The organism is Mycobacterium sp. SVM_VP21, assembly GCA_024758765.1.
Classification (GTDB): domain Bacteria; phylum Actinomycetota; class Actinomycetes; order Mycobacteriales; family Mycobacteriaceae; genus Mycobacterium; species Mycobacterium heraklionense_C.
Genome location: CP101406.1, coordinates 4,418,830 through 4,444,684, shown reverse-complemented (window position 1 = coordinate 4,444,684; position 25,855 = coordinate 4,418,830). Strand labels below are relative to the sequence as shown.

Here is a 25,855-nt window from a genome sequence, read left to right as displayed (position 1 = left end):
GATGACTGAAACCGTCGTCGTCAAAGTCAAGCCGGGCAGCCGCAAAGGCCCCCTGGTGGAGACCGACGACGATGGTCAACTGACCGTCTACGTACGCGAGCCGGCCGTGGACGGCAAAGCGAACGCCGCCGTCATCCGCGTTCTGGCAGAGCATTTCGGCGTGTCGCGCAGCCGTGTCGAACTGGCATCGGGTGCGGGAGCGCGAGTCAAGCGTTTCCGGATCGATCGGTAGGCGACCCGCGGTACCGGGTTCAGCCAGAACCTAACCTGTTCAGCACGCCACGCCTGGTCAACTCGGCGAGTACCACCTCGGCCTGCAGCTCCGCCCGGTCCATACAGGCCACCCGAGCGGCCTCCGGGTCGCGCTGATGGATCGCTGCGGCTTCCGCCTCAAAGCTGGGCAGAAACTCCTCGTGCTCGTTGGCATAGCTCTTCCAGAACCCACGCGGCATGAACACCCGTGAAGCACCGATCGCCGCCTGCAATGGCGGGCCGGCGTATTCCTCGACGATGATCCGGCGAAACTCGATGGCCGCGTCGTGGAACCCGGCCGGCGCCTTGTTGGCGCGCAGTTCCCGCACTGCCGCATCGAGTTCGGCGAGAACACGCGGCGTCGGGCTCACCGCCGCTCGCATCGAGGGAATCGCATTCAATGTCCCGTGCAATTCGTGCTGTTCGCGAACCACGGCCTCATCGAACCGGCTGACAAACACGCCACGGTGATAAACGCCGGCCAGCATCCCCGTTTGTTCGAGTTGGTCGATGCCCTGCTGAACTGGAAGCCGACTGACCCCTAGAGCGCCCGCGATCGCATCGCGGTTGATCCGGTCGCCGGTGCGCAGCTCTCCGGCAAGTACTAGGTCGACAATGTGATTGACAACCAGGTCCTTTTCCTTGACCCCGTATTTCTTGGGCATAGGCGGGCTTAGCCAGAAGCCTCGTCTGACGCCTCCCCCGACGAGCCAGCTTGCGGTAAAAGCGATTCCAGCGCGGCACGGCTGATCCGTCGAAACGCACGCTTGGGCCGGTTGGCATCCAAAATGGCGACCTCCAAGGTGCCCGGTCCCAGCTCGCGCGGTTCGGCACCGTTGCCGGAGTCGGTCTGTTTGAGCGCATTGACCGCGATGTGCAGTGCGTCGGCCAGCTCCGCGTTCTCGGCGTAGGACTCCTTGAGCGCGTTGGTGACCGGCTCGGTGGTGCCGCCCATCACCACGAAGTGCGGCTCATCGGTGATCGAGCCGTCGTAGGTAACCCTGTAGAGCTCAGGCGCTTTGGTCTGCCCCTGGTAGGCGACGCCGGCAACACACAACTCCACCTCATAGGGCTTGGCCTGGTCGGTGAAGATGGTGCCCAAAGTCTGGGCGTAGACGTTGGCCAACTGGCGTGCGGTGACGTCACGGCGGTCATAGGCGTAGCCGCGGGTGTCGGCGAACTGAATGCCGCCGCGGCGCAGGTTCTCGAACTCGTTGATCCGGCCGGCCGCCGCAAAACCCACTCGGTCGTAGAGTTCACTGATCTTCTGCAGCGAGCGAGAAGGATTTTCGGCGACGAACAGCACACCGTCGGCGTAGGCCAGGGCCACCACGCTGCGTCCGCGAGCGATGCCCTTGCGCGCGAGCTCGCTGCGCTCGCGCATCGCCTGCTCGGGCGAGATGAAGTACGGGAAGCTCATTTCTTACCCCGCTTGGTCTCCGGCGCCGAATCCCCGCCACGAGTTCGGCTCTCGACCACCACACGGGCCAGTTCGGCGATCCGTTCCTCGGCGATGTCGACAGCGCCGTCGGCGTCGATGGCGACCGCGGTCGGGTAGATGCCCCGCACCAGGTCCGGGCCGCCGGTGGCGGAGTCGTCGTCGGCGGCGTCATAGAGCGCCTCGATGGCGACTCGCAACGCGGTGTCGGCGTCGTTGATCTGGTTGTAGAGCTTCTTGATCGACGACTTGGCAAACAGCGAGCCCGAGCCCACCGCCTGATAGCCCTCGCTCTCGACGTTCCAGCCGCCGGCGGCGTCGAACGACACGATGCGCCCCGCGGTCTGCGGGTCGTCGGCGTCGATGTCATAGCCGGCCAACAACGGCAACGCCACCAGGCCCTGCATGGCGGCGCCCAGGTTGCCGCGCACCATGGTCGACAGCCGATTGACCTTGCCGGCGAACGTCAGCGGGACACCTTCGAGCTTCTCGTAGTGCTCCAGCTCCACCGCGTAGAGCCGGGCGAACTCGACGGCGATCGCCGCGGTGCCGGCGATGCCGGTCGCGGTGTACTCGTCGGTGACGTACACCTTCTGCACGTCGCGGCCGGCAATCATGTTGCCCTGCGTAGAGCGCCGGTCACCGGCGATCAGGACCCCGCCGGGGTACTTCAACGCGACGATGGTGGTGCCGTGCGGCAGTTGCTCACCGGCCCCGCCGGACTGCGCGGCACCCGCGCCGGTCGGCAGCAGCTCCGGTGCCTGCAACCGCAGGAACTCCGAAAACGACGACAGGCCTACGCCGGTGAGCGCGATTCCTGGGTTTGCTGAGTTGAGGGGCAGACGATCACGCGACAACCAGGTCACTGGCCGCCCTTTTGGACGTACGCGCGCACAAAGTCCTCGGCGTTCTCTTCCAGCACGTCGTCGATCTCGTCAAGCAGGTCATCGGTGTCCTCGGTGAGCTTCTCCCGGCGTTCCTGGCCCGCCGCAGTGTTGCCGGTGAGATCGTCGTCGTCTCCGCCGCCCCCGCCGCGCTTGGTCTGCTCCTGAGCCATTGCTGCCTCCTGAATCTCATCGGCCGCGCATGACCGCGGCCGGTTTCTCCACCCTACCGGTCGGCGCCGATGTTGCTCGGGGTCTAGGTGGTGAGTTGTTGGACCAGTTCGGCGGCGCTGTCCACCGAGTCCAGCAAAGCCCCGACGTGCGCCTTACTGCCGCGCAGGGGCTCCAGCGTGGGGATCCGCACCAACGAGTCCCCGCCCAGGTCGAAGATGACCGAGTCCCAGCTCGCGGCGGCGATGTCGGCCCCGAACCGGCGCAGGCACTCGCCGCGGAAGTAGGCGCGGGTGTCGGTGGGCGGGTTGTGGACTGCGGCCAGCACCTGCTGTTCGGTGATCAGGCGGCGCATCGAGCCACGGGCGACCAGCCGGTTGTACAGACCCTTGTCCAGCCGCACGTCGGAGTACTGCAGGTCGATCAGGTGCAGCCGGGGCGCCGACCAGCTCAGGTTCTCCCGCTGCCGGAAGCCCTCCAGCAGCCGCAGCTTGGCCGGCCAGTCCAGCAGATCGGCGCACTCCATCGGGTCTCGCTCGAGCTGGTCGAGTACTCGGGCCCAGGTCTCGATGATGTCGTTGGCGCGCGGATCCGCGTCACGGCTCTGGACCAGCTTGGCCACCCGGTCGAGGTAGATCCGTTGCAGCGCAAGGCCGGTCATCTCACGGCCGTCGGCCAGTGCGACGGTTGCCCGCAGGGTCGGGTCACGGCTGATGACGTGCACCGCGCGCACCGGCCGGGCCAACACCAGATCGCTCAGGTCGATCCCGTGCTCGGCACCCTCCTCGATCAGGTCGAGGACGAGCGCGGTGGTGCCGACCTTCAGGTACGTCGACGTCTCGGCGAGGTTGGCGTCGCCGATGATCACGTGCAACCGGCGGTACTTGTCGGCGTCGGCGTGCGGTTCGTCGCGGGTGTTGATGATGCCGCGCTTGAGCGTGGTTTCCAAGCCGACTTCGACCTCGATGTAGTCGGCGCGCTGCGAGAGCTGGAAGCCCGGTTCATCGCCCGCGGCGCCCAACCCGACCCGTCCGGAGCCGGTGACCACCTGCCGGGACACCAGAAACGGGGTCAGACCAGCAATGATCGCCGAGAACGGCGTCTGTCGGCTCATCAGGTAGTTCTCGTGGGTGCCGTAGGAGGCGCCCTTGTTGTCGATGTTGTTCTTGTACAGCTGCAGCTTGGCCGCGCCGGGGACGCTGGCCACGTAGCGCGCAGCCGCCTCCATCACCCGCTCGCCGGCCTTGTCCCAGATGACCGCGTCCAGCGGGTCGGTGACCTCCGGCGCGGAGTACTCGGGGTGCGCGTGGTCGACGTAGAGCCGGGCCCCGTTGGTGAGGATCATGTTGGCCGCGCCGACCTCGTCGGCGTCGATGATCGGCGGCGGGCCGCTTGAGCGGCTCAGGTCGAAGCCGCGGGCGTCGCGCAACGGCGATTCCACCTCGTAGTCCCAGCGGGTGCGCTTGGCGCGCGGGATTCCGGCGGCGGCGGCGTAGGCCAGCACCGCCTGGGTGGAGGTGAGGATCGGGTTCGCGGTGGGATCTGACGGCGAAGCGATGCCGTATTCGACTTCGGTCCCGATGATCCTTTGCATCGTTCCAGCCTAGAGGGGGCGCGGAACGCGACCGTCAGAGGTGTTGACCTGACCGAGGTCAGTGGCTAATTTCACCGAAATGTCCACCGAGCAAGCTCGTCCGCGCACGACCGACGTATCCGGCAAGCGCTATGGCGAGGTGCTGCTCGTCGAGATCGGCGAGTCGGGTCCGCAGGCTACCGTCTACAACACCTTCGGCCTCAACGACTGCCCCGCGCCGCTGTGGTCCGCGCTCGACGCGCAGGCCATCGCGACCGAGAACGGCGCGGCCGCGGCCCTGCTCAACGGGCCGCGCTACTGGCTGATGAACACCATCGAAAAGGCACCGCAGGGCCCGCGGGAGATCAAGACTTTCGGCGGTATCGAGATGATCAAACAGGCCCAAGTCGCACTGTCGTCGATGAATCCCGGTCCCTACACCGTCAACGAGGTGAGCCGCCACGCGGTCTTCGTCTTCGATGCCGGCGAGCAGGTCTACGAGCTGATCGACCCCGACGGGCGGCGTTGGGTCATGCAGACCTGGAGCCAGGTCGTCGATGCGAACTTGTCGCGAGCCGACCTCGCCGGACTCGCCGACCGGCTCAAGCTGCCGCCCGGTTGGACCTACCAAGCGCGCGTGCTGGACGACCCGTTACGCGTGGACACCACCACCGAGGTTGCGCGCGTGCTGCAGGACGACCTGACCAACAGCTATTCGCTGCAGAACCGCTAGCGCTACAGGTACTGGCCCAGGTTGGACTCGGTATCAATAGCACGACTGGCGCTCGACGACTTGCCGGTGACCAGGGTGCGGATGTAGACGATCCGCTCGCCCTTCTTGCCCGAGATCCGTGCCCAGTCATCGGGGTTGGTGGTGTTGGGCAGGTCCTCGTTCTCGGCGAACTCGTCGACGATCGAGTCCAACAGGTGCTGGATGCGCAGGCCCGGCTGGCCGGTCTCCAGCACCGACTTAATGGCGTTCTTCTTCGCGCGGTCGACGACGTTCTGGATCATCGCCCCGGAGTTGAAGTCCTTGAAGTACATGACCTCTTTGTCACCGTTGGCGTAGGTGACCTCCAGGAACCGGTTGTCGTCGATCTCGGCGTACATCCGGTCGACGACCTTCTCGATCATCGCTTTGATGCAGGCGCCACGATCCCCGCCGAACTCCGCAAGGTCGTCGGCGTGCACCGGCAGCGTCTCGACCAAGTACTTCGAGAAGATGTCTTGTGCGGCTTCGGCATCGGGGCGCTCGATCTTGATCTTGACGTCCAGGCGGCCAGGCCGCAGGATCGCCGGGTCGATCATGTCCTCGCGGTTGGAGGCGCCGATCACGATGACGTTCTCCAGCCCCTCCACGCCGTCGATCTCACTGAGCAGCTGAGGCACGACGGTGGTCTCCACGTCCGAGGAGACACCGGTGCCACGGGTGCGGAAGATCGAGTCCATCTCGTCGAAGAACACGATCACCGGCGTGCCCTCGGAGGCCTTCTCGCGCGCCCGCTGGAAGATCAGCCGGATGTGGCGTTCGGTCTCGCCGACGAACTTGTTCAGCAGCTCGGGTCCCTTGATGTTGAGGAAGTACGACTTGGCCTCATGGGCGTCGTCCCCGCGCACCTCGGCCATCTTCTTGGCCAGCGAGTTGGCCACCGCCTTGGCGATCAGCGTCTTACCGCAGCCGGGCGGGCCGTAGAGCAGCACGCCTTTGGGCGGACGCAACGCGTATTCCCGGTAGAGATCCTTATGCAGGAACGGCAGTTCCACGGCATCGCGGATCTGCTCGATCTGGCGAGTCAGGCCGCCGATGTCGCCGTAGCTGACGTCGGGCACCTCCTCGAGCACCAGGTCTTCGACCTCGGCCTTGGGGATGCGTTCGAAGGCGTAGCCGGCCTTGGTGTCAACCAGCAGCGAGTCGCCGGGGCGCAGCTTGCGGGGACGCCGGTCATCCGAGAGCGCGTCCGGGATGCTCTCGGGCAGGTCCGCGGCGACCAACGGCTCGGCCAGCCAGACGATGCGCTCCTCGTCGGCATGACCGACAACCAGCGCCCGGTGCCCGTCGGACAGAATTTCGCGCAACGTGGATATTTCGCCGACCGACTCGAAATTGCCGGCCTCGACGACTGTTAGCGCCTCGTTGAGCCGGACCGTCTGGCCCTTCCGGAGGGTTGCTACGTCGATATTGGGCGAGATGTTCAGCCGCATCCGGCGGCCCGAGGTGAACACGTCGACGGTCTCGTCCTCGTGACTGCCCAGCAGCACGCCGTAACCGCTCGGCGGCTGACCAAGTCGATCGACCTCCTCACGCAACGCCAACAACTGCTGACGCGCCTCTTTGAGGGTGTCCATCAGCTTGGAGTTTCGCGCGGTCAACGAGTCAATATGCGCTTCGAGCTGGCGCACGTCGCGGCCCACGCGAGTGGTGTCCTGCGGGGTGCTGTCGAGCTGCGCGCGCAACACCGCGGCTTCGCGGCGCAGTTCTTCCAACTCGGCGAAGTCATCACCGGGCGTGCCCGGCCCCCCTGACGCGTCGTATGTCTCAGGACGCGGCGAATCTTCCATGTTGCTCATGGTGCGCTCCTTTCCCGAACTGGAAGTTGAAGCGACGGATACCTCAACGCTACCGGCCATTGTGCATTCGCGTGCTCTGTGGCAATCCGACACACCGGCTCCGCTGCTAGCCTCGCTCTCAAATCGGGTGACCGACAGGACCTAGAAAGGATCCGAATGAACGTGAAATCCCTCGCCACGGGGATGGCAGCCGTCGCGACCATCAGCGCAGCCGTTTCAACTGTGAGCTACCTGGCAACGCCGGCGCCTGCCGCCGCCGAGGCACCCACGACGGTGTTCCTCGCCCCGCTGCCGTTGGACCCGGCCGCCGCCGTACCTGCCCCCGAGCAGCTGGCCAGCGTGCTCAACACGCTGGCCGACCCCGGTGTCCCCGCCGCCGGCAAGTCCGACCTCGTCGAGGGCGGCCTGGGCCCGGTCGAGACCGGTGCCATCGACCACCGGCTGCAGAAGGCGCTCAAGAAGGGCGCCCTTCCGCTGTCGATCAGCGTGGCCAACGTCGTACCGGCCGGCCCCGGAGCGGCCAGCGCCGACGTCACTGCGTCGGGGCCGAAGCTGGAGCCGCACTCGGTGAATCTCACATTCGTCGACCAGGGTGGCTGGAAGCTCTCCCGGGCCTCGCTGTTGTCGTTGTCGCAGCTGACGTCGAGCTGATCGCAGACCCGATGTGTAGTCACCGCATCGCCTGGCCCGCTGCCCTCGCGGCGGCCGTTCTGGCGATGTCGGGCTGCGCGGGCCACCAGCCGGCGGAGCCGGTGGCCGAGGTTCCGGTGACGTCGACGACGGTGCCTGTCCAGGCGCCGTCGTCGGCTTTGCCGGCACCCGAGGCGTTGACCGATGTGCTGTACCGACTGTCGGACCCCGAGGTTCCCGGCGCAGACAAGCTGGCACTCATCGAGGGCGCCAAACCCGCCGACGCCGCAACCATCGACAAATTCGCCACCGCACTCAAAGACGGCGGCTACCTGCCGCTGAATCTGGAGGCCGCCGGTCTCGGCTGGTCAGACCGTTCCCCAGGCAACGTGACCGCCGACGTCACCGTCAACACGGCCAATCCCGCTACCGGCACGTTCTTTTTCCCGATGGAGTTCACCCCCAATCGCGGCGACTGGCAGCTGTCACAGGCCACCGCCAAGAGCCTGCTGGCGTTCGGCAACGCCCAGACCCGCAGCACTGGGCCGGCGCCGCCGACGCCCTGACGATGTGGATTGGCTGGCTCGAATTCGATCTTTTGCTCGGTGACGTGCACTCGCTCAAGCAGAAGCGGTCGGTGGTGCGACCGATCGTCGCGGAGTTGCGTCGCAAGTTCGATGTGTCTGCCGCTGAGACGGGATCACTAGATCTCCACCGGCGCACTGGAATTGGGGTGTCGGCGGTATCCGGTGACCGCGGTCATCTGGTGCAGATCCTGGACGCCGCCGAGCGGCTGGTGGCGGACCGGCCAGAGATCGAGCTGCTGTCGGTGCGCCGGGGGTTGAGCCGCAGCGATGACTGACTTGCGCGAGCAGACACAGAATCGCACGCTAAGCGCTCCATTCGTGCGATTCTGCGTCTGCTCGCCGATCAGACTCACACCGGCCGTTTACGCCCCAACCGAGTCGGGGTGACGGTGTCCGGCGCCAACCGGCGGGCGCAGACCAGGAATGCGGTGTGTCCGCGCATCGCGTGCTGGGGCCGCACCGCCAGGCCGACGACGTTCCAGCCGCGCTGCATGGTCTCCCAGGACCGTGGCTCGGTCCAGCACTGCTGCTCGCGCAGCGCCTCGTTCACCTGGGACAACTGAGTGACGGTGGCGACGTAAATCACCAGCACGCCGCCGGGCACCAGGACCCGCGACACGGTGCCCAGCACGTCCCAGGGCGCCAGCATGTCCAGCACCACCCGATCGATCGACCCGTCGGGCAGGTCACAGTCGGCCACATCGCCCATCACCAGCTGCCAGTTGTCGGGCTGGTGCCCGAGGAAGGTCTCGACGTTGGCGCGGGCGTGCACGGCGTGGTCGTCACGCAGCTCGTAGGAGATCACCTTGCCCTCCGGGCCGACCGCCCGCAGCAGCGACAGCGTCAGGGCGCCCGACCCGGCCCCGGCCTCGAGCACCCGAGCCCCGGGGAAGATGTCGCCCTCGTGGATGATCTGCGCAGAGTCCTTGGGATAGATCACCTGAGCACCGCGCGGCATTGACATCACGTAGTCGACCAGCAGCGGCCGCAGCACCAGGAACGGGTCGCCGTTGGCGGACTTGACCACGCTGCCGTCGGGCAGCCCGATCACCTCGTCGTGCGGAATGGCCCCGCGGTGGGTGTGGAAGTCACCGCCGGGGACCAGCACCGTGGTGTAGCGGCGCCCCTTGGCGTCGGTGAACTGGGCCCGATCGCCCGCCTGAAAGATCCCGGATTCGGACACAGCCTTCCACCCTACGCAGCGTGTGCGAGCGGGGTTGTCAGTGCATGCCCGTAGGGTTCCCAGGTATGAGCAAGCCTGCGTTATCCCCGTCGCGGGCGGCCGATTTCAAACAGTGCCCGCTGCTGTATCGCTTCCGGGCCATTGACCGGCTCCCGGAACCACCGTCAGCAGCGCAACTGCGCGGCTCGGTGGTCCACGGTGCACTGGAGCGGCTCTACGCGCTGCCCGCACCCCAGCGCGACCCCGAGACCGCCCGGGACCTGGTGACCCCGGCCTGGGAGCAGCTGATCAGCACCGCCCCGGAGTTGGACGCCGGGCTGGACGCCGAGCAGCTCATGGCCGAGGCACGCAAGCTGCTGGTCGGCTACTACCGGCTGGAGGATCCCCGCCGATTCGACCCGCAGAGCTGTGAGCAGCGGGTCGAGGTCGAGCTGGCCGACGGCACCCTGCTGCGAGGCTTCGTCGATCGGATCGACGTCTCGGCGACCGGAGAACTGAGGGTGGTCGACTACAAGACCGGCCGGGCGCCGTCGGCCACCGGGCGGCTGTCCGGGGCCGCCGAATCCAAGGCACTGTTCCAGATGAAGTTCTATGCGGTGGCGCTGCTGCGGTCCCGCGGCGTGATGCCCGCCCGGTTGCGGCTGATCTATCTGGCCGACGGGCAGCTGCTGGACTACTCCCCCGACCACGCCGAGTTGCTGCGTTTCGAGAAAACGTTGATCGCGATCTGGCAGGCCATCCAAACCGCCGGCGCCACAGGTGATTTCCGTCCACAGCCGTCACGCCTGTGCGACTGGTGCGCGCATCGCGCGCTGTGTCCGGCGTTCGGGGGGACCCCGCCGCCCTACCCCGGCTGGCCGGCCGACACTGCGGCATGACCGGCAGCTACTACCGGCGCGCGGATGGTTCCGCCGGCGCCGTTTACGAATCCACTGACCTGACCCGCAGCAACTGGGGCCAGATACAGCACGGGTCTCCTCCGCTGGCGCTGCTGACCCGCGAGATCGAGCAGCTGCTCGACGGATCGGGCCAGCGGATCGCCCGACTGAGCCTGGACATCCTGGGGGCGATACCGGTGGCCCCGGTGCGGGTTGCGGCCCGGGTCCAGCGGCCGGGCCGGCGGATCGCTTTGCTGGAAGCCGAGATGTTCACCTGTGACGACGACCGGCCGGTGGCACGGCTGAGCGCGTGGGCACTGGCCACCTCCGACACCACCGCGGTGTCCTCCGACCGGCACGCGCCACTGATCAGCGGGCCGTCGCTACCGCCACCGGAGTGGTTCGCCCGGGCCAGCGGCTACGCCCATTCGGTGCGCTGGCGGGTCCAGCCGGACGCGCCCGACGGCACCGCGATCGCCTGGCTGAGCCCGCAGGTGCACCTGGTGGACAGCGAACCGACCACCGCCCTGCAACGGCTGGCGATGGTGGTCGACTCCGCGAACGGCGTCGGCGCCGCGCTGGACGTCGACGAGTACATGTTCATGAACACCGACACCGTGGTGCACCTGCATCGGCTGCCGACGGGGGCGGACTTCGGCCTACGAGCCCGCGCCTCCATCGGACCCGACGGGGTGGGCGTCACCACCGCGGAGCTGTTCGACGACGACGGATTCTTCGGGACGTCAGCGCAGGCGCTGCTGGTGCAGCGGCGCTGACCGGCGGCTCAGACCACCGCGGTCAACGCGGCGATCGCCAGTCCGCCCAGCACCGCGATGGTGTCCTCCACCAACGCGACCGGCAGGTCGTGGCCGCCGTTGGCAGCGACCACACGCTGTCGCATGGCGAAACCGACCAGGGTGCCGATCACCGCACCGATGATGCCGGCGCCGAGTGCCGTCCAGGTGTAGTTCCAGGCCGTGCCGAGTACCGCGCCGGCGAACCCGCCCAGCACGATCCGCGCGCCGAACTGCATGGGCACGGTGCGCGCCGGGGTGCTGGGCAATTGGTCGGCGATGAATTCACCGACCGCCAGCAGCGTCAAGATAGTGACGGTCACCGGATGGCTCAGCCATTCGACCCATGTTCCGTTCAAGTTGATCCACTGCAGGACGGCGGCCCAGGCCATCACGGCCGGCGCGGTGAACGCGCGCAGCCCGGCGACGGCACCGATGAACAGCGCGAGCACCAGCACGATGAAATGCGTCACCACTACCTCCCGGGCCAGTCGAGCCGACCACCGGACGTTAACACGGCAAAGGCTCAGCTACCGGGACTGATCAAAATCGGCAGAATCTGATGTCCGAGGCGAGGATCGCCTTCGCCCCGATCGCGGCCAACTCGTCCATGATCGCGTTGACCTCGCGTCGTGGTACCAATGCGCGCACCGCCGCCCACTCCGGATCGGCCAGCGGCGCGATGGTCGGCGACTCCAGGCCCGGGGTGATCGCGACGGCCTGGTCAAGCAGCGCGCGCGGGCAGTCGTAGTCGAGCATCAGGTATTGCTGGCCGAACACCACGCCCTGTACCCGGGCGGCCAACTGGTCGCGGGCGGCAGCGGTCTCGGCGCTGCGGCCATTGGCTACGGCGCCCTCGATCAACACCGCTTCGGAATCGCAGAGCGACTCACCGAAAGCCACCAGCCCGTGCTGGCGAAGGGTGCGCCCGGAGCCCACCACGTCGGCGATCGCGTCGGCCACCCCCAGCTGGATCGAGATCTCCACCGCCCCGTCGAGCCGGATGACGGTGGCCTCGATGCCCTTACCGGCCAGATCCTTGCGGACCAGGTTCGGATAAGCGGTGGCGATGCGCTTGCCGGCCAGGTCCGCCGCGACCCAGTCCCGCCCGGCCGGAGCCGCGTAGCGGAATCGCGAGGAACCGAAACCCAGTGCCAACCGCTCGGCCACCGGCGCGCCGGATTCGGCCGCCAGATCCCGTCCGGTGATCCCGAAGTCGAGTTCACCGGACCCGACGTAGATGGCGATGTCCTTGGGCCGCAGGAAGAAGAACTCGACCTTGTTGGCCGGGTCGATGACCGTCAGATCCTTGGCGTCGGTGCGGCTGCGGTAGCCGGCCTCCGACAGCATTGCCGCGGCAGCCTCACTGAGCGCCCCCTTGTTGGGGACCGCAACACGCAACATGCTCACAGCTTTCCGTAGACGTCGGACAGCGTCAGCCCGCGCGAGATCATCAGCACCTGGGTCCAATACATCAGCTGGCTGATCTCCTCGGCCAGGTCTTCATCGGACTGGTGCTCGGCGGCGAGCCACACCTCGCCGGCCTCCTCCAGGATCTTCTTGCCGATCGTGTGTACACCGGCGTCCAGCGCCGCCACGGTGCCGCTGCCGGCCGGCCGGGTCGCGGCACGCTCACCGAGCTCGGCGAACAGCTCCTCGAAGGTCTTCACGAGCAGGGATTGTTTCATGCGGCGTCAGGATGGGTCACGTCGGTTTCCGGCGGAGGCTGGGTGGAAGTCGGCCAGCCGGGCGCAGATTTCGTGCAGGTCCGCCAGCCCAAGCCCGGTCAGGGTCGGCACCTGGTGGCGCCGAGCGCCGCCCGGCACCGGCAGCGCATTGGGCACGACCAGCACCGCGCACCCGGCCGCCTCGGCCGCGGCGGCGCCCGTCGGCGAGTCCTCCACGGCCAGACACCAGCGCGGATCCAGGTCCAGCAGCTGCGCGGCACGCAGGTAGGGATCCGGCGCCGGCTTACCCGCGGGCACCTCGTCACCACAGACCACGGCCGCGAAATAGTGCCGTCCGATGCTGCCCAGCGCCCGCTCGGCCAGCATCCGCGGGGTGTTGGTCACCAAGGCCGTCGGCATCCCCGCGCCGGCCAGCTCGTCGAGCAGCTCCCGGGCGCCGTCGCACCAGGGCAGGCCCGCGTCGAACAGCTCACCGGTGTAGTCGTGCAGCCAGCGCGCCGAGGCCGCCATGGCCGCCGGATCGAGCGGCAGTCCCAGGTCGTCGTAGACGATCCGCATGGTGTCCTCCGCGCAGCCACCGACCGTGGACGCCCGGACCTCCGGGGTCAGCACCCCGCCGAGCCGGTCGTAGAGGGCGTCCATCGCGACGTCCCACAGCTTCTCGGAGTCGACCAGGGTGCCGTCCATGTCGCACAGCACCGCACGCAACACCGCCAACTGAGCTCAGTCCTCCGGGTTGTAGCCGAGGTTGGGCGCAAGCCAGCGCTCGGCCTCCGACAGGGTCCAGCCCTTGCGCTTGGCGTAGTCGGCGACCTGGTCCTGGGCCAGCCGGCCGATCACGAAGTACTGCGACTGCGGGTGCGAGAAGTACAGGCCACTGACGGCGGCGCCGGGCCACATCGCCATCGACTCGGTCAGCTCGATGCCGGTCCGCTCGTGGACGTCCATCAACGTCCAGATCGTCGCCTTCTCGGTGTGTTCCGGGCAGGCCGGGTAGCCCGGCGCAGGACGGATGCCCTGATACTTCTCGGCGATCAGCGCATCGTTGTCCAACTGCTCATCGGGCTGGAATCCCCAGAACTCCTTACGAACCCGCTGATGCATCCGTTCGGCGAAGGCCTCCGCCAACCGGTCGGCGACCGACTCCAGCAGAATCGCGCTGTAGTCGTCGAGATCTGCCTTGAACTCCGCGATCTTCTCGCCGCTGCCAAGCCCGGCGGTGACGGCGAAGGCGCCGATGTAGTCCGCCAGACCCGTTTCCTTGGGGGCGATGTAGTCCCCCAGCGACCGGTTCGGGATACCGGCCCGGTGCTCACCCTGCTGACGCAGGTTGTGGAACATCGTCAGCACCTCGGTACGGGTCTCGTCGGTGTAGACCTCGACGTCGTCACCGACCGCGTTGGCCGGGAAGAACCCGATCACCGCGTTGGCCGTCAGCCACTTCTCCTCGATCAGGGTGTCGAGCATCTGCTGGGCGTCGTTGTACAGCTTGCGGGCGGCCTCGCCCGAAGCCGGGTTGTTGAGGATGTCGGGGAAGCGCCCCTTCATCTCCCAGGCGTTGAAAAACGGCTGCCAGTCGATGAACTCGCGCAACTCGGAGAGGTCATAGTCAAGAAACTCCCGCACGCCGAGGCCCTGGGCAGGTACCGGCGGCGTGTAGCCGTCCCAATCGATCGGCGTCCGGTTCGCCCGGGCCTTCTCCAGCGGCACCATCGGCCGCTCGTTCTTCTGCGCGTGCCGTTCTCGCAGGGAGGCGTAATCCTTCGCGGTCAATTCCAGCAGCGCCGGCCGCTGCTTGTCGTCGAGCAGCGCAGCCGCGACCGGAACGGAACGCGAGGCATCTTTGACCCAGACCACCGGACCGCTGCGACGCGGCGCAATCTTCACGGCTGTATGGGCGCGCGAAGTGGTCGCGCCGCCGATCAGCAGCGGGATCTGGAGGCCTTCACGCTCCATCTCGGCGGCAAAGCCAGCCATCTCCTCCAGCGACGGGGTGATCAGGCCGGAGAGGCCGACGATGTCGGCGTTGTATTCCTTGGCCGCAGCCAGGATCTTCTCGGCAGGCACCATCACCCCGAGGTCGACGACGGTGTAGTTGTTGCACTGCAGCACGACCCCGACGATGTTCTTGCCGATGTCGTGAACATCGCCCTTCACGGTCGCCATCACGATCGTGCCGTTGGTGTGCTCGGCTTCACCGGGCTGCTTCTCCGCCTCGATATACGGCAGCAGGTAGGCCACGGCCTTCTTCATCACCCGGGCCGACTTCACCACCTGGGGCAGGAACATCTTGCCCGCGCCGAAGAGGTCACCGACCACGTTCATGCCGTCCATCAGCGGGCCCTCGATCACCTCGATCGGGCGACCGCCCGCGGCGGCGATCTCGGCCCGCAACTCCTCGGTGTCCGTCTCTACGTCCGCGTCGATGCCCTTGACCAGGGCGTGCGTGATCCGCTCACGAACCGGAAGAGATCGCCACTCGGCCGCCGCCGGGTCTTCGGCCTTCTCGGACGAGTTGAACCGTTCGGCGATCTCCAGCAGCCGCTCGGCGGCGTCGGGGCGCCGGTTGAGCACCACATCTTCGATGCGCTCCCGCAGTTCGGGGTCGATCGAGTCGTAGGGCACCAGCGCACCGGCGTTGACGATGCCCATGTCCAGGCCGGCCTTGATGGCGTGGAACAGGAACACCGCATGAATCGCTTCGCGCACAGGGTTATTGCCGCGGAACGAGAACGACACGTTCGAGATACCGCCGGAGATGTGCACCCCAGGAAGGTTCGCCTTGATCCAGGCGCAAGCCTCGATGAAGTCGATCCCGTAGGTGGCGTGCTCCTCGATGCCGGTCGCCAGCGCGAAGCAGTTCGGGTCGAAGATGATGTCCTCGGCCGGGAAACCGACCTCTTCGGTCAGGATCCGGTAGGCACGCCCGCAGATCTCCTTGCGGCGCTCCAGGTTGTCGGCCTGGCCCTGCTCGTCGAAGGCCATCACGACCACGGCGGCCCCGTACTTGCGGCACAGCCGGGCCTCGCGGATGAACTTCTCCTCGCCCTCCTTCATGGAGATCGAGTTGACGATCGGCTTGCCCTGCACATTCTTCAGGCCCGCCTCGATGACCTCCCACTTCGACGAGTCGATCATCACCGGCACGCGGCTGATGTCCGGCTCGGACGCAATCAGTTTGGTGAACCGGTCCATCGCGGCGACGCCGTCGATCATGCCCTCGTCCATGTTGATGTCGATGACCTGCGCACCGACCTCGACCTGCTGCAGCGCAACCGACAGGGCGGTGTCGTAGTCCTCGGCCTTGATCAGGTTGCGGAACCGGGCGGAGCCGGTGATGTTGGTGCGTTCACCGATATTCACGAACAGGGAGTCGTCGGTGATGTTGAGCGGTTCCAGACCCGAGAGCCGGGTGGCAACGTCGATGGCCGGCACCTCGCGCGGCGGCTTACCCTCGACGACCTTGGCGATCTCGGCGATGTGCGCCGGCGCCGTTCCACAGCAGCCCCCGACCATATTGACCAGGCCCGCGTCGGCGAAGTCCGCGATGTAGGAGGCCTGAGCCTCCGGCGACTCGTCGTACTCGCCGAAGGCGTTGGGCAGGCCCGCGTTCGGGTAGCAGGAGATGTAGGTGTCCGCGATCCGGGCCATCTCGGCGATGTAGGGCCGCATCTCCGGCGCGCCCAAGGCGCAGTTGAGGCCCACCGCGATCGGCTTGGCGTGCCGGATCGAGTTCCAGAACGCCTCGGTCACCTGACCCGACAACGTGCGCCCGGAGGCATCGGTGATGGTGCCGGAGATGATGACCGGCCAGCGGCGTCCGCGGTCCTCGAACAGCGTCTCTACGGCGAACACCGCCGCCTTGGAGTTCAGCGAGTCGAAAATGGTCTCGATCAGGAGGATGTCGGCGCCACCGTCGACCAGGCCGTTGGCGGCTTCGAGGTAGGCGGCGACCAGCTGGTCGTAGGAGACGTTGCGAGCGCCGGGGTCGTTGACGTCCGGCGAGATCGATGCGGTCCGCGTCGTCGGCCCGAGCGTACCGGCCACGTAGCGGGGCTTGTCGCCGGTGCTGAACTCGTCGGCCGCCTTGCGGGCCAGCGCGGCACCCGCGTAGTTCAACTCGTAGCTGAAGTCCGCCATGTCGTAGTCGGCGAGCGAGACCGCGTTCGCGTTGAACGTGTTGGTCTCCAGAATGTCGGCGCCCGCCTCGAGGTACTCGCGGTGGATGCCCTCGATAATCTGCGGCTGCGTCAGGGTGAGCAGGTCGTTGTTGCCCTGCAGTGCGGTCGGCCACTCGGTGAACCGGTCGCCGCGGTAGCCGGCCTCATCCGGGCGGTCCCGCTGAATCGCCGTGCCCATCGCGCCGTCGATCACCATGATCCGCTGGCTCAAAGCAGCCGTCAGCTCGTCGGTACAGTCAGGCCGAATGTTGGGCTCAAAGGCATTCATGCGGGCTCCTTCCGTGACGGAAGGCGTCCTTAACTCTGTCGAGCGTGGCGGTCACCGGCAGAGACCGGCGAACCGTTGCAACGCCTCTCGACGGGAAAAGTCTACGTGGTCACCCAGCGTCGAGACGAATGCCCCGACGAACAAGCCGACTCCCCCGGTCCGGCGCGGCCCGTGATCTTTGCGCAGGCCTTACCCTGGCCTTGTGACCCGACCGGATGACGGCGCTGCCCTTCCCGAACTGCACGACACCATCGTCGTGGCTGCGTTCGAGGGCTGGAATGACGCCGGCGACGCCGCCAGCGATGCGGTGCAGCACCTCAACAGCATCTGGGAGGCCCGGCTGATCGTCGAAATCGACGACGAGGCCTACTACGACTACCAGGTGAATCGGCCGGTGATCCGCCAGCTCGACGGCGTCACCCGGGAGCTGGTGTGGCCGTCGATGCGCATTTCCCACTGCCGGCCGCCGGGCAGCGATCGCGACATCGTGCTGATGCACGGCGTCGAGCCGAACATGCGGTGGCGGTCGTTCTGCGCCGAGCTGCTGGCGGTCATCGAAGAACTCGACGTCGACACCGTGGTGATCCTGGGCGCGCTGCTGGCCGACACCCCGCACACCCGCCCAGTGCCGGTGTCGGGGGCCGCGTACTCGGCGGAATCGGCCACCCGCTTCGGGCTGACCGAGACCCGCTACGAGGGGCCGACCGGTATCACCGGGGTGTTCCAAGACGCGTGTGTGGCGGCCGGGATTCCGGCGGTCACCTTCTGGGCGGCGGTGCCGCACTACGTCTCACAGCCACCCAACCCCAAGGCCACGGTCGCCCTGCTGCGCCGCGTCGAGGATGCCCTGGACATCGAGGTTCCGCTGGGCGACCTGCCGGCGCAGGCCGAGGAGTGGGAGCTGGCGGTCAGCGAGATGGCCAGCGAGGATGACGAGATCGCCGACTACGTGGCCTCCTTGGAGGAACGCGGCGACGCCGAGGTCGACATGACCGAGGCGCTGAACAAGATCGACGGCGACGCGTTGGCCGCCGAGTTCGAGCGCTACCTGCGGCGCCGGCGGCGCTGAACCGCCGGGCTCATGCGGCGGTCCCAGCTTCGCCTCTCCTGCGTCGAACCTCGCTGAACCGCCGGGCTCATGCGGCGGTCCCAGCTTCGCCTCTCCTGCGTCGAACCTCGCTGAACCGCCGGGCTCATGCGGCGGTCCCAGCTTCGCCTCTCCTGCGTCGAAGACTTTGACGGGTCTCTCGAAGAATCACGCGATGACCTTCAATCATTCGGCAACGACACGCCGGTCCCGCTGATCAGGTCCGACTCGTACACCACTCTGCTGGACGCAACCTGGCCAGCAAGGCCGGGGGTTCGGCAAACAACCGGACCTTCTGCACCCGCGAACAGGGCTAGCCACTAGTCTGGAGCGTCAACGATCAATCAAGGACGATCCGTCAACGCATCGAACGCCGCCGAACAGCGGCGCGTCAGCCGCAGCGGAACGCCAGCAGCCCGGTTCGCATGACATCGCGTCGCGCGGAACGACAAGGAGACCGGGCAAATCGGAAAGGCAGATCCATGAGCCACGAACGGGCGCTCATCTTCTTCACCATGTTCATGATCGCGATGGTGGGGGTGACCGCAGGGGTCGTCACCTGGATCGGCTGATCGCTCCCCACCGCGGTAGCGTCATCGCCCCATGACACGTCCCGATCTCGTCTTATACAGCGTCACCGACCGCGTAGCGCTGATCACCGTCAACGATCCGGACCGGCGTAACGCCGTCACCGGCGCGATGTCGGTGCAGCTGCGGGGCGCTGTGGAGCGGGCCGAAGCCGACCCCGGGGTGCACGCGGTGGTGGTCACCGGCGCCGGCCGGGCGTTCTGCGCCGGCGCCGATCTGTCGGCCCTCGGTGCGGCGACCGAGGACGGACTGTTGGCGCTCTACGACGGTTTCATGGCGATCGCACAGTGCACGTTGCCCACGGTCGCCGCCGTCAACGGTGCCGCGGTGGGTGCGGGCCTGAACCTGGCGCTGGCCGCCGACGTGCGTATCGCCGGTCCGGCCGCGCTGTTCGACGCCCGTTTCCAACAGTTGGGTCTGCATCCCGGCGGCGGTGCCACCTGGATGCTGCACCGGGCGGTCGGTCCTCAGGTGGCCCGGGCCGCACTGTTGTTCGGCATGCGTTTCGACGCCGAGGCCGCGGTGCGGCACGGCTTGGCGCTGCAAGTCGACGACGACCCGGTCGCCGCGGCGATGAACCTGGCCGCCGGGCCGGCCTCAGCGCCTCGGCAGGTGGTTTTGGCGACCAAGGCGACAATGCGCGCCACCGCCAGCCCCGGGGCGGTCGAGGGCGACCAACACGAGTTCGCTAAGCAGACCGAGCTGGGTCCGCAGGCAGCCACCGTGGAGTCGCCGGACTTCGCCGCACGGCTGGCCGCAGCGCAGCGCAAATAACAGCGCCCGACTACAGATCCAGCAGCGCGATCTCGGGTTGTTCAATCAGATCGCGAAGCGCACATAGGAATTCGGCGATCTGCGCGCCGTCGGCGACGCGATGGTCGAATGCGCACGTCAGGGTCAGCTGCGGACGCACGACGACGGTGTCGCCCACCGCCACCGGCCGTGGTTTCAGCGAACCGATCCCCAGGATGGCCGCCTCCGGGTAATTGATCACCGGCACCCCGTCGTCGAGGCCGAGCGCCCCGAAGTTGGAGACCGTGAATGTCGAACCCTGCAGCTCGGCCGGTTTGAGGGTGCCGGCCCGAGCCTCGGTAATCAGCCGGGCAACGATGTCGGCGAGTTCACGGGTGGTTTTGCGCTGCGCGTCGAACACCACCGGCACCAGCAGGCCGCGGGGCGCGGCCACTCCGAACCCCAGGTGCACGCCGTGATGGGTGCGGATCATCGGGCCCGCGGGCGCTTCGACCCAGGTGGCGTTCAGCGCCGGGTGGCGGATCAGGGCGATGACCAGCAGACGAAGGATCAGCACGAACGGAGTGATCCCCGCGGCGCCCGCCTCGACGAGCCGGTCGCGCAGCTGCAGCAGGTTGGTGCCGTCGACCTGCACGCTGGCGTGCGCGTCGGGGATCCGGCTGCGCGACAGTGTCATCCGCTCGGCCATGGCCGCCTGCACCGGGCTGGGCCGACGAAGTTCGTCGTCGGGTGCCGCCTCGCCGGCGGCGGCCCGCACATCGTCGGGGGTGATCACGCCGCTGGGTCCGGGCGGCACGCGGCTCAAGTCGACACCCAGCTCGGCGGCGAGCTTGCGGGCACCCGGCTTGGCCTGGGGCCGCCCTGTGGTGGACGTGCAGATGCGCCGGCTGGTGTCGAAGGTGTCGTCGGCTCCGTAGCCGACCAGCACCGGGGCGCGCCCGGCGGGCGCGGCTGGGCGCTCGGCCGGCGTACCAGTGTCGATACGCACCAAGGGTGCCCCGACCGCGAGCACGTCTCCCACCGCGCCGCCCAGCTCGACCACCCTGCCGGCATACGGGCTGGGAATCTCCACCTCGGCTTTGGCGGTCTCCACCGAGCACAGCGCCTGGTTGAGTTCGATCTGATCACCGACGGCGACGTTCCAGCTGGTCACCGTCACCTCTTCGAGGCCCTCCCCGAGATCGGGGACGGTGAAAGTCTGGACCGTCTCGGTGCTCACGGGCACCACTCCTCCGTCATCGCTCCGCTCTGCATCGTCGTGGCGCGGGCTCACGGCGCCTCCAACACGCGCTGAACGCAGTCCAGCAGCCGATCGGGGCCGGGCAGCCACAGGCGTTCCAGCCGGGCCGGCGGATACGGGGTGTCGAATCCGCTGGCGCGCAACACCGGCGCCTCCAGCTCGTAGAACAGTTCCTCGGAGATGCGGGCGGCCAGTTCGGCGCCGTAACCGAGGTTGCGGGGACCTTCGTGCAGCACCAAGCATCGCCCGGTGCGCCGCACCGAGGCGGCGACGGTGTCGAAGTCCAGCGGGACCAGCGAGCGCAGGTCGACCACCTCCAGACTCCAGCCATGGTGTCGCGCACCGATATCGGCGGCGGACAGCGCGGTGGCCACTCCGCCGCCGTAGGTGAGCACTGTGACGTCAGTGCCGGCCCGGCGCACAACAGCGCGCCCGATTCCTGGCGCCGGGTGTTCGGTGTCGACCGGTCCGCGGGCCCAGTATCGCCGCTTAGGCTCTAAAAACATCACCGGGTCGGGGGCCTCGATCGCGTGGCGCAGCAGCCAGTACGCGTCCGACGGATCGGCGGGCACCACCACCTTCAATCCGGCGGTGTGCGCCCAATAGGTCTCGGTGGATTCCGAATGATGCTCAGCCGCACCGATTCCGCCGAACGACGGGATGCGCACGGTGACCGGCATCGACACCGCGCCGCGGGTCCGGGTCCGGTACTTGGCCAGGTGGCTGACCACCTGATCCAAAGCCGGGTAGCTGAACCCGTCGAACTGGATCTCCGGGACCGGTACAAAGCCTCGAATGGCCAATCCTATGGCGATGCCGATCACCGCCGATTCGGCCAGTGGCGTGTCGAAACAGCGTTGCTCACCGAAGGTCTCAGCCAGCCCCTCGGTCACCCGGAACACCCCGCCCTGCACGCCGACGTCGGTGCCGAACACCAGGACCTTGGGATCGGCGTCCATCGCATCGTGCAGTGCCCGGTTGAGCGCCGCCACCATGGTCAGCTCTTCAGTGCGGGTGTTGGACGCGACCGCCGCGGTGGGGGTCGCCGAGTGGGTGGGCGGTTCGAGGATCTGGGTCATCAGCGCCCCCTGCCCAATTCGGCGCGCAGCGCGGCACGCTGCTGCTGCAGCTCCGGGGTGATCTCGGCGTAGACGGCGGTGAACACTTCGTCGATGTCGGCATCGGCGGCCCCGAACGTGGCGTCTCGCAGTTCGCTGCGTACGCGCTTGGCCCGAGAGTCGACCCGGTCCTCCAAGCGCTGCGACCACACGCCGATATTGCGCAGATAGGTGCGGTAACGCGGGATCGGGTCGAGTGCGGTCCACTGGTCGACTTCGATGCTGCTGCGGTAGCGGGTCGGGTCATCGGAGGTGGTGTGCGGACCGAACCGGTAGGTGACGGCCTCGATCAAACTCGGTCCACCACCGTGTCGTGCCCGCTCGGCGGCCTCGGCCATCACCGCATAGCAGGCCAGCGGATCATTGCCGTCCACCCGGATGCCGGGCATGCCGTAGCCGATCGCCTTGTGCGCCAGCGAGACAGCGGCGGTCTGCTTGCTCAGCGGCACCGAGATGGCCCATTGGTTGTTCTGCACGTAGAACACGCACGGGGCGGCGAACACGGCGGCGAAATTAAGTGCCTCGTGTACATCGCCCTCGCTGGTGGCGCCGTCGCCGACGAAGGCGACGGTAACGGAATCTTCGGCCAGGCGTTGGGCAGCCATCGCCGCGCCCACCGCGTGCAGCGCCTGGGTGCCGATGGGAACCGAGATTGGCGCGCAGTTCTTCTCGGTGAACTCCAACCCGCCGTTCCAGGTTCCACGCCAGGCCGCCGCGACGTGCCACGGCGGGATTCCCCGAGTGACGAAGACACCCAGCTCGCGGTACTGCGGGAACAGCCAGTCGGTCTTGCGCAGGCACGCGGCGGCGCCAACCTGCGCAGCCTCCTGGCCGCGGCACGACGCGTAGAGCCCTAGCTCGCCCTGGCGTTGCAGGTTGACCAGTTCGGTGTCGAGTTCGCGGGTGAGCACCATCAGCTCGTAGAGCCAACAGAGGGTCTCTTCGGGCAGCTCCCGGCTATAGCGATTCTCGGCGGTAGGGGCCCCGTCCGGCCCGATCAGCTGCACAGGCTCCAGGGCGACCTGCGGACCGGTAATGCCTGGCAGCTGGCCCATGCGAGCCTCCTTGTGACGCTGATCTCATTATGCCAGCGAACACCGAGACCCCTGGTCATCCGGTGCGGCGTGGCTATTCGTCGAGTGTGCGTTTTGATGGGCAAAACGGCGTCAGGCTCAAGTGATCGCTGCAACACCTGATCGAGAGGTGTTGGTGCGGTATGGGGTATCAGGCGGGGTTTCGGGGCCGTGGTGATCGGCGGGTACCGGATTTTGTGTGGGAGAGGTTCTGGGAGTCGCTCGGGTCGGGCTTGTCACGTACGAAACCGCACACTCGGCGTGTTCTATCGACCTGGGCTAGCCGGTCACCTCGAAGATGCCGTGCGCCCCATTCTCGGCATGCCGCATGTCGTGATCCATGAACGGATAGTGGCCCGGTTCGGGGAAGGTGAGCTCGACGAAGCCGCCCTGGGCGGGCGCCAGGTCGAGGACCTGCGATCCCCCCGCCGGGGCCGACGGCGCGCCGGACTGATGCGGGGGCCGCAGCAACCAGGCGCCCTCTTTGTAAACGGTGTCGAACTGGGACCCCACGACGTGGAATGCGATGGAGTCGCCCGGGCCGGCATTGACCACCCAGACGCGCACCCGCTCGCCGGTGCGCGCCGGCAGCGGTGCGTGCATGTATTGAGCCGCAGTCCCGTTGAACATCCAACCGTCGGGCTGGCCGGCGCGAATGGCCGTGGTTTGGGCGTCGGAATCCGGTGCCGCCGCGTAGAGCTGGGCGCCGACCAGGGCGTATTCCCGGTCCACCGACGGCAACCCTGGCGGGTCGATGATCACCGCCCCGTACATGCCGTTGGCGATGTGCAGCGCCATGGGCGGGGTGCTGCAGTGATAGAGCCAGGCGCCGGCTCGGTGCGCCGTGAACCGGTAGACCAGCCGCTCCCCCGGCGCCAAGGTGCGCATCGGTTGGTCCGGGGCGAGCGCTCCGGCGTGAAAGTCGATTCCGTGGCCCATGGTCGCGTCGTTGATCAGCGTGATCTCGAAGGTGTCCCCGACCCGGCCGTGCAGGGTCGGGGCCGGTTCGACACCGCCGAAGGTCCAGCGGGTCTCCCGGCGACCGGGCGCGATCTCCAGTTCTCGGTCGACGGCGCGCAGTTCCACCCGATGCACGCCCGGGTTCGCCGGTGCGAGCGCCGCGTCGTACGGCGTCCAGCCCGGTGACGGATCGGCGGCCAGGTCCAGGACGGTGGGCGCGGGCAGGCCACCATGCCCCGCGCCGGTGTGCTCATGCCGGGGGGCGCCACCGACGGCATGGATCGTCATCGTCATGCCGGCGGCCCGGTGTCCCGGTACGTCGCACCACACGTCGCGGTCCTGGTGCACCGCACCGAGATCCAGCACCGCGGTCTGCCCGCGACTCAACCGCGGGGTGCGCTCGCCGGTGTCGACATGCAAGTCGTGCGGCAATCCGTCGATATTGGTGACGCGCAGCACCAGCCGGGTTCCAGCGGGCACGTTGATCACATCCGGGGAGAACCGCATGTTCTTCAGCGTGACGTCGACGGTGCGTGCTTCTCCGGAGATGCCGGCCGCTCCCGAGGGCGCGGGGCCAGCGATCCCGAGCCCCAGCGCGGCGGCCACCGAGGCCACCGCGGCGACGGCGACCGCCCCGGTGACGGCCCGGGAATGCGGCGCGATCGCGTCGATATCGAGCGGGCCGCGCAACGCCACGGGCAGCGCAAGCCGCAGCGCCAGCAGGACGAAGCTGGCGACCGCGACTGCGGCCAACACCCAGCCGATCAACGGCAGCGGCGCCCGCCACGGCCCGGCGACCAGCGGTACGGCGATGTTGATCGCGCACACCCGGGCCTGCCAGCCCTGATCCAGGTAGCCGATGACGGCTTTGCGGACGGGCGGGCCGTTGGCCACCAGGATCGGCAGCAGCTGACTCAGTGCGCCCAACAGGATCTGGGCGACGAATCCGACCGCCAGCAGCGGCAGCAGGGTGTTCTCGACGAACGCGGGCAGCACGTCAACGGAGCGGGCGGCGCTCAGACGGATCGTCTCGATCAGGACGGCGACCCCGAGCCAGGCCGTCGCGCCGACCAGCATCCAGGCCGCGGGTCCGGTGAAGCTGCGCCCTGGCCACAACCCGACCATGGACAGACCGACTCCGACCACATAGCCCAGCAGTCCTGCCGCGGTGAGCCACCAGCTGTTGGTGAGCAGACCGGCAGCCGCGACGGACAGGCCCACCGTCAGCGTCGGCAGCGCGCGTTGGGCCATCGCGAAGCTGCGCGGGGTGATCTTCTCCCGGATTGTGGTGGGCCACAGGGTGAATAAGGTGCCTACCACCGTCAGGCCAATCCACCCGTAGAGCATCACGTGCACGTGGGTGGTCCACAGCTGCGCGTACCACCGGGCCACCCCGAAGGCCATGGCGGCACCGGTCGCCGATCCGGCCAGCAGTGCCGCGATGGCGGCCAGGTAGAAACCGACCAGGTAGTCGAAACGCGCGGACAGGGCGCGCTTCTTCATCGCGATCAACTCGGCGCCGTGGGCGACGGCGACCACGGCCACGGCCGTGCCACCCATCCCGGTCAGGGCCTCGGTGTTGAAGGCCACTCCCGCCAGAGTCGCGATTACGGCGAGGTTGAGCAGGCACAGCTTGGCCACCAGGTGCCATTGCGGCGGGTCAGGGACCCGGCACAGCGTGGTGGTGAAGTGTCCCGACCAGATCACGATCGCGTTGGTGGCCGCACCGAGCAGCAGCGCGTGCACCGGCAGCCAGACCGGGTGCGCAACGACGTTGTGTGCGACCAACAGCGCGACCGCGACGGCCAGCCAGCCCAGCACCACGATGTTGGCGCCGAGGAACACCGGCCCGCGCGGTCCACCCCGGCGGCGGGGTTTGACGACCGGCGCCGGGGGCGGTGGCCCCAACGGAATCATGTTCGTCAGGCTACGGTGGCCGTG

The 25,855-nt window shown here is 67.8% G+C and carries 25 protein-coding genes; 9 read left to right on the top strand and 16 right to left on the bottom strand.

Going from position 1 to position 25,855, the window contains the following annotated elements; translation table 11 throughout:
* Position 1 precedes the first annotated feature (1 nt).
* Positions 2 to 232, top strand: coding sequence for a DUF167 domain-containing protein (locus NM962_20830; protein ID UVO12286.1), 231 nt, complete (start codon positions 2 to 4; stop codon positions 230 to 232).
* Positions 233 to 251: 19 nt separating this feature from the next.
* Here NM962_20830 and NM962_20825 read toward each other — a convergent pair whose 3' ends face one another.
* The 5 genes from NM962_20825 to dop form a co-directional block, all read right to left on the bottom strand.
* Positions 252 to 917, bottom strand: coding sequence for a GntR family transcriptional regulator (locus NM962_20825; GenBank protein UVO12285.1), 666 nt, complete (start codon positions 915 to 917; stop codon positions 252 to 254).
* Between the two features lie 8 nt (positions 918 to 925).
* On the bottom strand, positions 926 to 1,672 hold the full coding sequence (prcA, locus tag NM962_20820) for a proteasome subunit alpha (GenBank protein UVO12284.1): 747 nt from the start codon (positions 1,670 to 1,672) through the stop codon (positions 926 to 928).
* The gene (prcB, locus tag NM962_20815; GenBank protein UVO12283.1) at positions 1,669 to 2,556 is read right to left on the bottom strand and encodes a proteasome subunit beta; all 888 of its coding nucleotides are present in this window, start codon (positions 2,554 to 2,556) and stop codon (positions 1,669 to 1,671) included. Before prcB ends, prcA begins: the two co-directional genes overlap by 4 nt.
* Entirely contained in the window at positions 2,553 to 2,747 is a 195-nt protein-coding gene (locus tag NM962_20810) for a ubiquitin-like protein Pup (protein UVO12282.1), read from the bottom strand. Before NM962_20810 ends, prcB begins: the two co-directional genes overlap by 4 nt.
* A gap of 83 nt (positions 2,748 to 2,830) precedes the next feature.
* Positions 2,831 to 4,339, bottom strand: a complete 1,509-nt coding sequence (dop, locus tag NM962_20805; GenBank protein UVO12281.1) for a depupylase/deamidase Dop — start codon at positions 4,337 to 4,339, stop codon at positions 2,831 to 2,833.
* 79 nt (positions 4,340 to 4,418) lie between these two features.
* Here dop and NM962_20800 point away from each other — a divergent pair, with 79 nt between their 5' ends.
* Positions 4,419 to 5,051: a hypothetical protein gene (locus tag NM962_20800; protein UVO12280.1), complete on the top strand. Its 633-nt coding sequence runs from the start codon at positions 4,419 to 4,421 to the stop codon at positions 5,049 to 5,051.
* A 2-nt stretch (positions 5,052 to 5,053) separates the two neighbouring features.
* Here NM962_20800 and arc read toward each other — a convergent pair whose 3' ends face one another.
* Positions 5,054 to 6,877 carry a proteasome ATPase gene (arc, locus tag NM962_20795; GenBank protein ID UVO14867.1) on the bottom strand — a complete coding sequence of 608 codons (1,824 nt, stop codon included), beginning with the start codon at positions 6,875 to 6,877 and terminating at the stop codon, positions 5,054 to 5,056.
* A gap of 159 nt (positions 6,878 to 7,036) precedes the next feature.
* Between arc and NM962_20790 the strand changes: the two genes are divergently transcribed.
* Genes NM962_20790 through NM962_20780 form a run of 3 tightly spaced genes read left to right on the top strand, consistent with a single transcriptional unit; the run spans position 7,037 to position 8,378 of the window.
* Positions 7,037 to 7,537, top strand: coding sequence for a hypothetical protein (locus tag NM962_20790; protein UVO14866.1), 501 nt, complete (start codon positions 7,037 to 7,039; stop codon positions 7,535 to 7,537).
* An 11-nt stretch (positions 7,538 to 7,548) separates the two neighbouring features.
* On the top strand, positions 7,549 to 8,082 hold the full coding sequence (locus NM962_20785) for a hypothetical protein (GenBank protein ID UVO12279.1): 534 nt from the start codon (positions 7,549 to 7,551) through the stop codon (positions 8,080 to 8,082).
* A gap of 2 nt (positions 8,083 to 8,084) precedes the next feature.
* Positions 8,085 to 8,378 (top strand): DUF503 domain-containing protein, encoded by a 294-nt coding sequence (locus NM962_20780; GenBank protein UVO12278.1) that lies wholly within the window; start codon positions 8,085 to 8,087, stop codon positions 8,376 to 8,378.
* 74 nt (positions 8,379 to 8,452) lie between these two features.
* On the opposite strand, the gene NM962_20775 is transcribed toward NM962_20780, so the two are convergent.
* Positions 8,453 to 9,286, bottom strand: coding sequence for a tRNA (adenine-N1)-methyltransferase (locus NM962_20775; GenBank protein ID UVO12277.1), 834 nt, complete (start codon positions 9,284 to 9,286; stop codon positions 8,453 to 8,455).
* A 65-nt stretch (positions 9,287 to 9,351) separates the two neighbouring features.
* On the opposite strand from NM962_20775, the gene NM962_20770 reads away from it, so the two are divergent.
* Positions 9,352 to 10,164 (top strand): RecB family exonuclease, encoded by an 813-nt coding sequence (locus tag NM962_20770; GenBank protein UVO12276.1) that lies wholly within the window; start codon positions 9,352 to 9,354, stop codon positions 10,162 to 10,164.
* On the top strand, positions 10,161 to 10,940 hold the full coding sequence (locus tag NM962_20765; GenBank protein ID UVO12275.1) for a thioesterase family protein: 780 nt from the start codon (positions 10,161 to 10,163) through the stop codon (positions 10,938 to 10,940). Before NM962_20770 ends, NM962_20765 begins: the two co-directional genes overlap by 4 nt.
* 8 nt (positions 10,941 to 10,948) lie before the next feature.
* Here NM962_20765 and NM962_20760 read toward each other — a convergent pair whose 3' ends face one another.
* The 5 genes from NM962_20760 to metH form a co-directional block, all read right to left on the bottom strand.
* Entirely contained in the window at positions 10,949 to 11,431 is a 483-nt protein-coding gene (locus NM962_20760; protein ID UVO12274.1) for a DUF4126 family protein, read from the bottom strand.
* Between the two features lie 70 nt (positions 11,432 to 11,501).
* Positions 11,502 to 12,362 (bottom strand): ATP phosphoribosyltransferase, encoded by an 861-nt coding sequence (gene hisG, locus NM962_20755; protein ID UVO12273.1) that lies wholly within the window; start codon positions 12,360 to 12,362, stop codon positions 11,502 to 11,504.
* A gap of 2 nt (positions 12,363 to 12,364) precedes the next feature.
* Positions 12,365 to 12,646, bottom strand: coding sequence for a phosphoribosyl-ATP diphosphatase (locus NM962_20750; GenBank protein ID UVO12272.1), 282 nt, complete (start codon positions 12,644 to 12,646; stop codon positions 12,365 to 12,367).
* 6 nt (positions 12,647 to 12,652) lie between these two features.
* The gene (locus tag NM962_20745) at positions 12,653 to 13,354 is read right to left on the bottom strand and encodes an HAD family phosphatase (protein UVO14865.1); all 702 of its coding nucleotides are present in this window, start codon (positions 13,352 to 13,354) and stop codon (positions 12,653 to 12,655) included.
* Between the two features lie 15 nt (positions 13,355 to 13,369).
* On the bottom strand, positions 13,370 to 17,095 hold the full coding sequence (gene metH, locus NM962_20740) for a methionine synthase (GenBank protein ID UVO12271.1): 3,726 nt from the start codon (positions 17,093 to 17,095) through the stop codon (positions 13,370 to 13,372).
* A gap of 202 nt (positions 17,096 to 17,297) precedes the next feature.
* Here metH and NM962_20735 point away from each other — a divergent pair, with 202 nt between their 5' ends.
* Positions 17,298 to 18,164 (top strand): PAC2 family protein, encoded by an 867-nt coding sequence (locus NM962_20735; protein ID UVO12270.1) that lies wholly within the window; start codon positions 17,298 to 17,300, stop codon positions 18,162 to 18,164.
* A gap of 621 nt (positions 18,165 to 18,785) precedes the next feature.
* The gene (locus tag NM962_20730) at positions 18,786 to 19,544 is read left to right on the top strand and encodes an enoyl-CoA hydratase (protein UVO12269.1); all 759 of its coding nucleotides are present in this window, start codon (positions 18,786 to 18,788) and stop codon (positions 19,542 to 19,544) included.
* A gap of 10 nt (positions 19,545 to 19,554) precedes the next feature.
* Here the strand turns inward: NM962_20730 and NM962_20725 are convergent, their stop codons facing one another.
* From NM962_20725 to NM962_20710, 4 genes are all read right to left on the bottom strand, one after another.
* Positions 19,555 to 20,742, bottom strand: a complete 1,188-nt coding sequence (locus NM962_20725) for a 2-oxo acid dehydrogenase subunit E2 (GenBank protein ID UVO12268.1) — start codon at positions 20,740 to 20,742, stop codon at positions 19,555 to 19,557.
* Between the two features lie 50 nt (positions 20,743 to 20,792).
* Positions 20,793 to 21,842: an alpha-ketoacid dehydrogenase subunit beta gene (locus tag NM962_20720; GenBank protein UVO12267.1), complete on the bottom strand. Its 1,050-nt coding sequence runs from the start codon at positions 21,840 to 21,842 to the stop codon at positions 20,793 to 20,795.
* Complete coding sequence (gene pdhA / locus NM962_20715) at positions 21,842 to 22,936, bottom strand: pyruvate dehydrogenase (acetyl-transferring) E1 component subunit alpha (protein ID UVO12266.1); 1,095 nt, start codon at positions 22,934 to 22,936, stop codon at positions 21,842 to 21,844. The genes NM962_20720 and pdhA overlap by 1 nt, the downstream gene beginning before the upstream one ends.
* Before the next feature lie 297 nt (positions 22,937 to 23,233).
* Positions 23,234 to 25,831 (bottom strand): multicopper oxidase domain-containing protein, encoded by a 2,598-nt coding sequence (locus NM962_20710; protein UVO12265.1) that lies wholly within the window; start codon positions 25,829 to 25,831, stop codon positions 23,234 to 23,236.
* Positions 25,832 to 25,855 lie beyond the last annotated feature (24 nt).

Coding starts and splice junctions, on each gene's coding strand:
- NM962_20810 (UVO12282.1), bottom strand. CDS start 2,747: ATGGCTCAGGAGCAGACCAAGCGCGGCGGGGGCGGCGGAGACGACGAC.
- pdhA (UVO12266.1), bottom strand. CDS start 22,936: ATGGGCCAGCTGCCAGGCATTACCGGTCCGCAGGTCGCCCTGGAGCCT.
- NM962_20830 (UVO12286.1), top strand. CDS start 2: ATGACTGAAACCGTCGTCGTCAAAGTCAAGCCGGGCAGCCGCAAAGGC.
- metH (UVO12271.1), bottom strand. CDS start 17,095: ATGAATGCCTTTGAGCCCAACATTCGGCCTGACTGTACCGACGAGCTG.
- NM962_20770 (UVO12276.1), top strand. CDS start 9,352: ATGAGCAAGCCTGCGTTATCCCCGTCGCGGGCGGCCGATTTCAAACAG.
- dop (UVO12281.1), bottom strand. CDS start 4,339: ATGCAAAGGATCATCGGGACCGAAGTCGAATACGGCATCGCTTCGCCG.
- NM962_20750 (UVO12272.1), bottom strand. CDS start 12,646: ATGAAACAATCCCTGCTCGTGAAGACCTTCGAGGAGCTGTTCGCCGAG.
- NM962_20785 (UVO12279.1), top strand. CDS start 7,549: ATGTGTAGTCACCGCATCGCCTGGCCCGCTGCCCTCGCGGCGGCCGTT.
- NM962_20780 (UVO12278.1), top strand. CDS start 8,085: ATGTGGATTGGCTGGCTCGAATTCGATCTTTTGCTCGGTGACGTGCAC.
- hisG (UVO12273.1), bottom strand. CDS start 12,362: ATGTTGCGTGTTGCGGTCCCCAACAAGGGGGCGCTCAGTGAGGCTGCC.
- NM962_20730 (UVO12269.1), top strand. CDS start 18,786: ATGACACGTCCCGATCTCGTCTTATACAGCGTCACCGACCGCGTAGCG.
- prcA (UVO12284.1), bottom strand. CDS start 1,672: ATGAGCTTCCCGTACTTCATCTCGCCCGAGCAGGCGATGCGCGAGCGC.
- NM962_20710 (UVO12265.1), bottom strand. CDS start 25,831: ATGATTCCGTTGGGGCCACCGCCCCCGGCGCCGGTCGTCAAACCCCGC.
- NM962_20765 (UVO12275.1), top strand. CDS start 10,161: ATGACCGGCAGCTACTACCGGCGCGCGGATGGTTCCGCCGGCGCCGTT.
- NM962_20825 (UVO12285.1), bottom strand. CDS start 917: ATGCCCAAGAAATACGGGGTCAAGGAAAAGGACCTGGTTGTCAATCAC.
- NM962_20720 (UVO12267.1), bottom strand. CDS start 21,842: ATGACCCAGATCCTCGAACCGCCCACCCACTCGGCGACCCCCACCGCG.
- arc (UVO14867.1), bottom strand. CDS start 6,877: ATGGAAGATTCGCCGCGTCCTGAGACATACGACGCGTCAGGGGGGCCG.
- NM962_20800 (UVO12280.1), top strand. CDS start 4,419: ATGTCCACCGAGCAAGCTCGTCCGCGCACGACCGACGTATCCGGCAAG.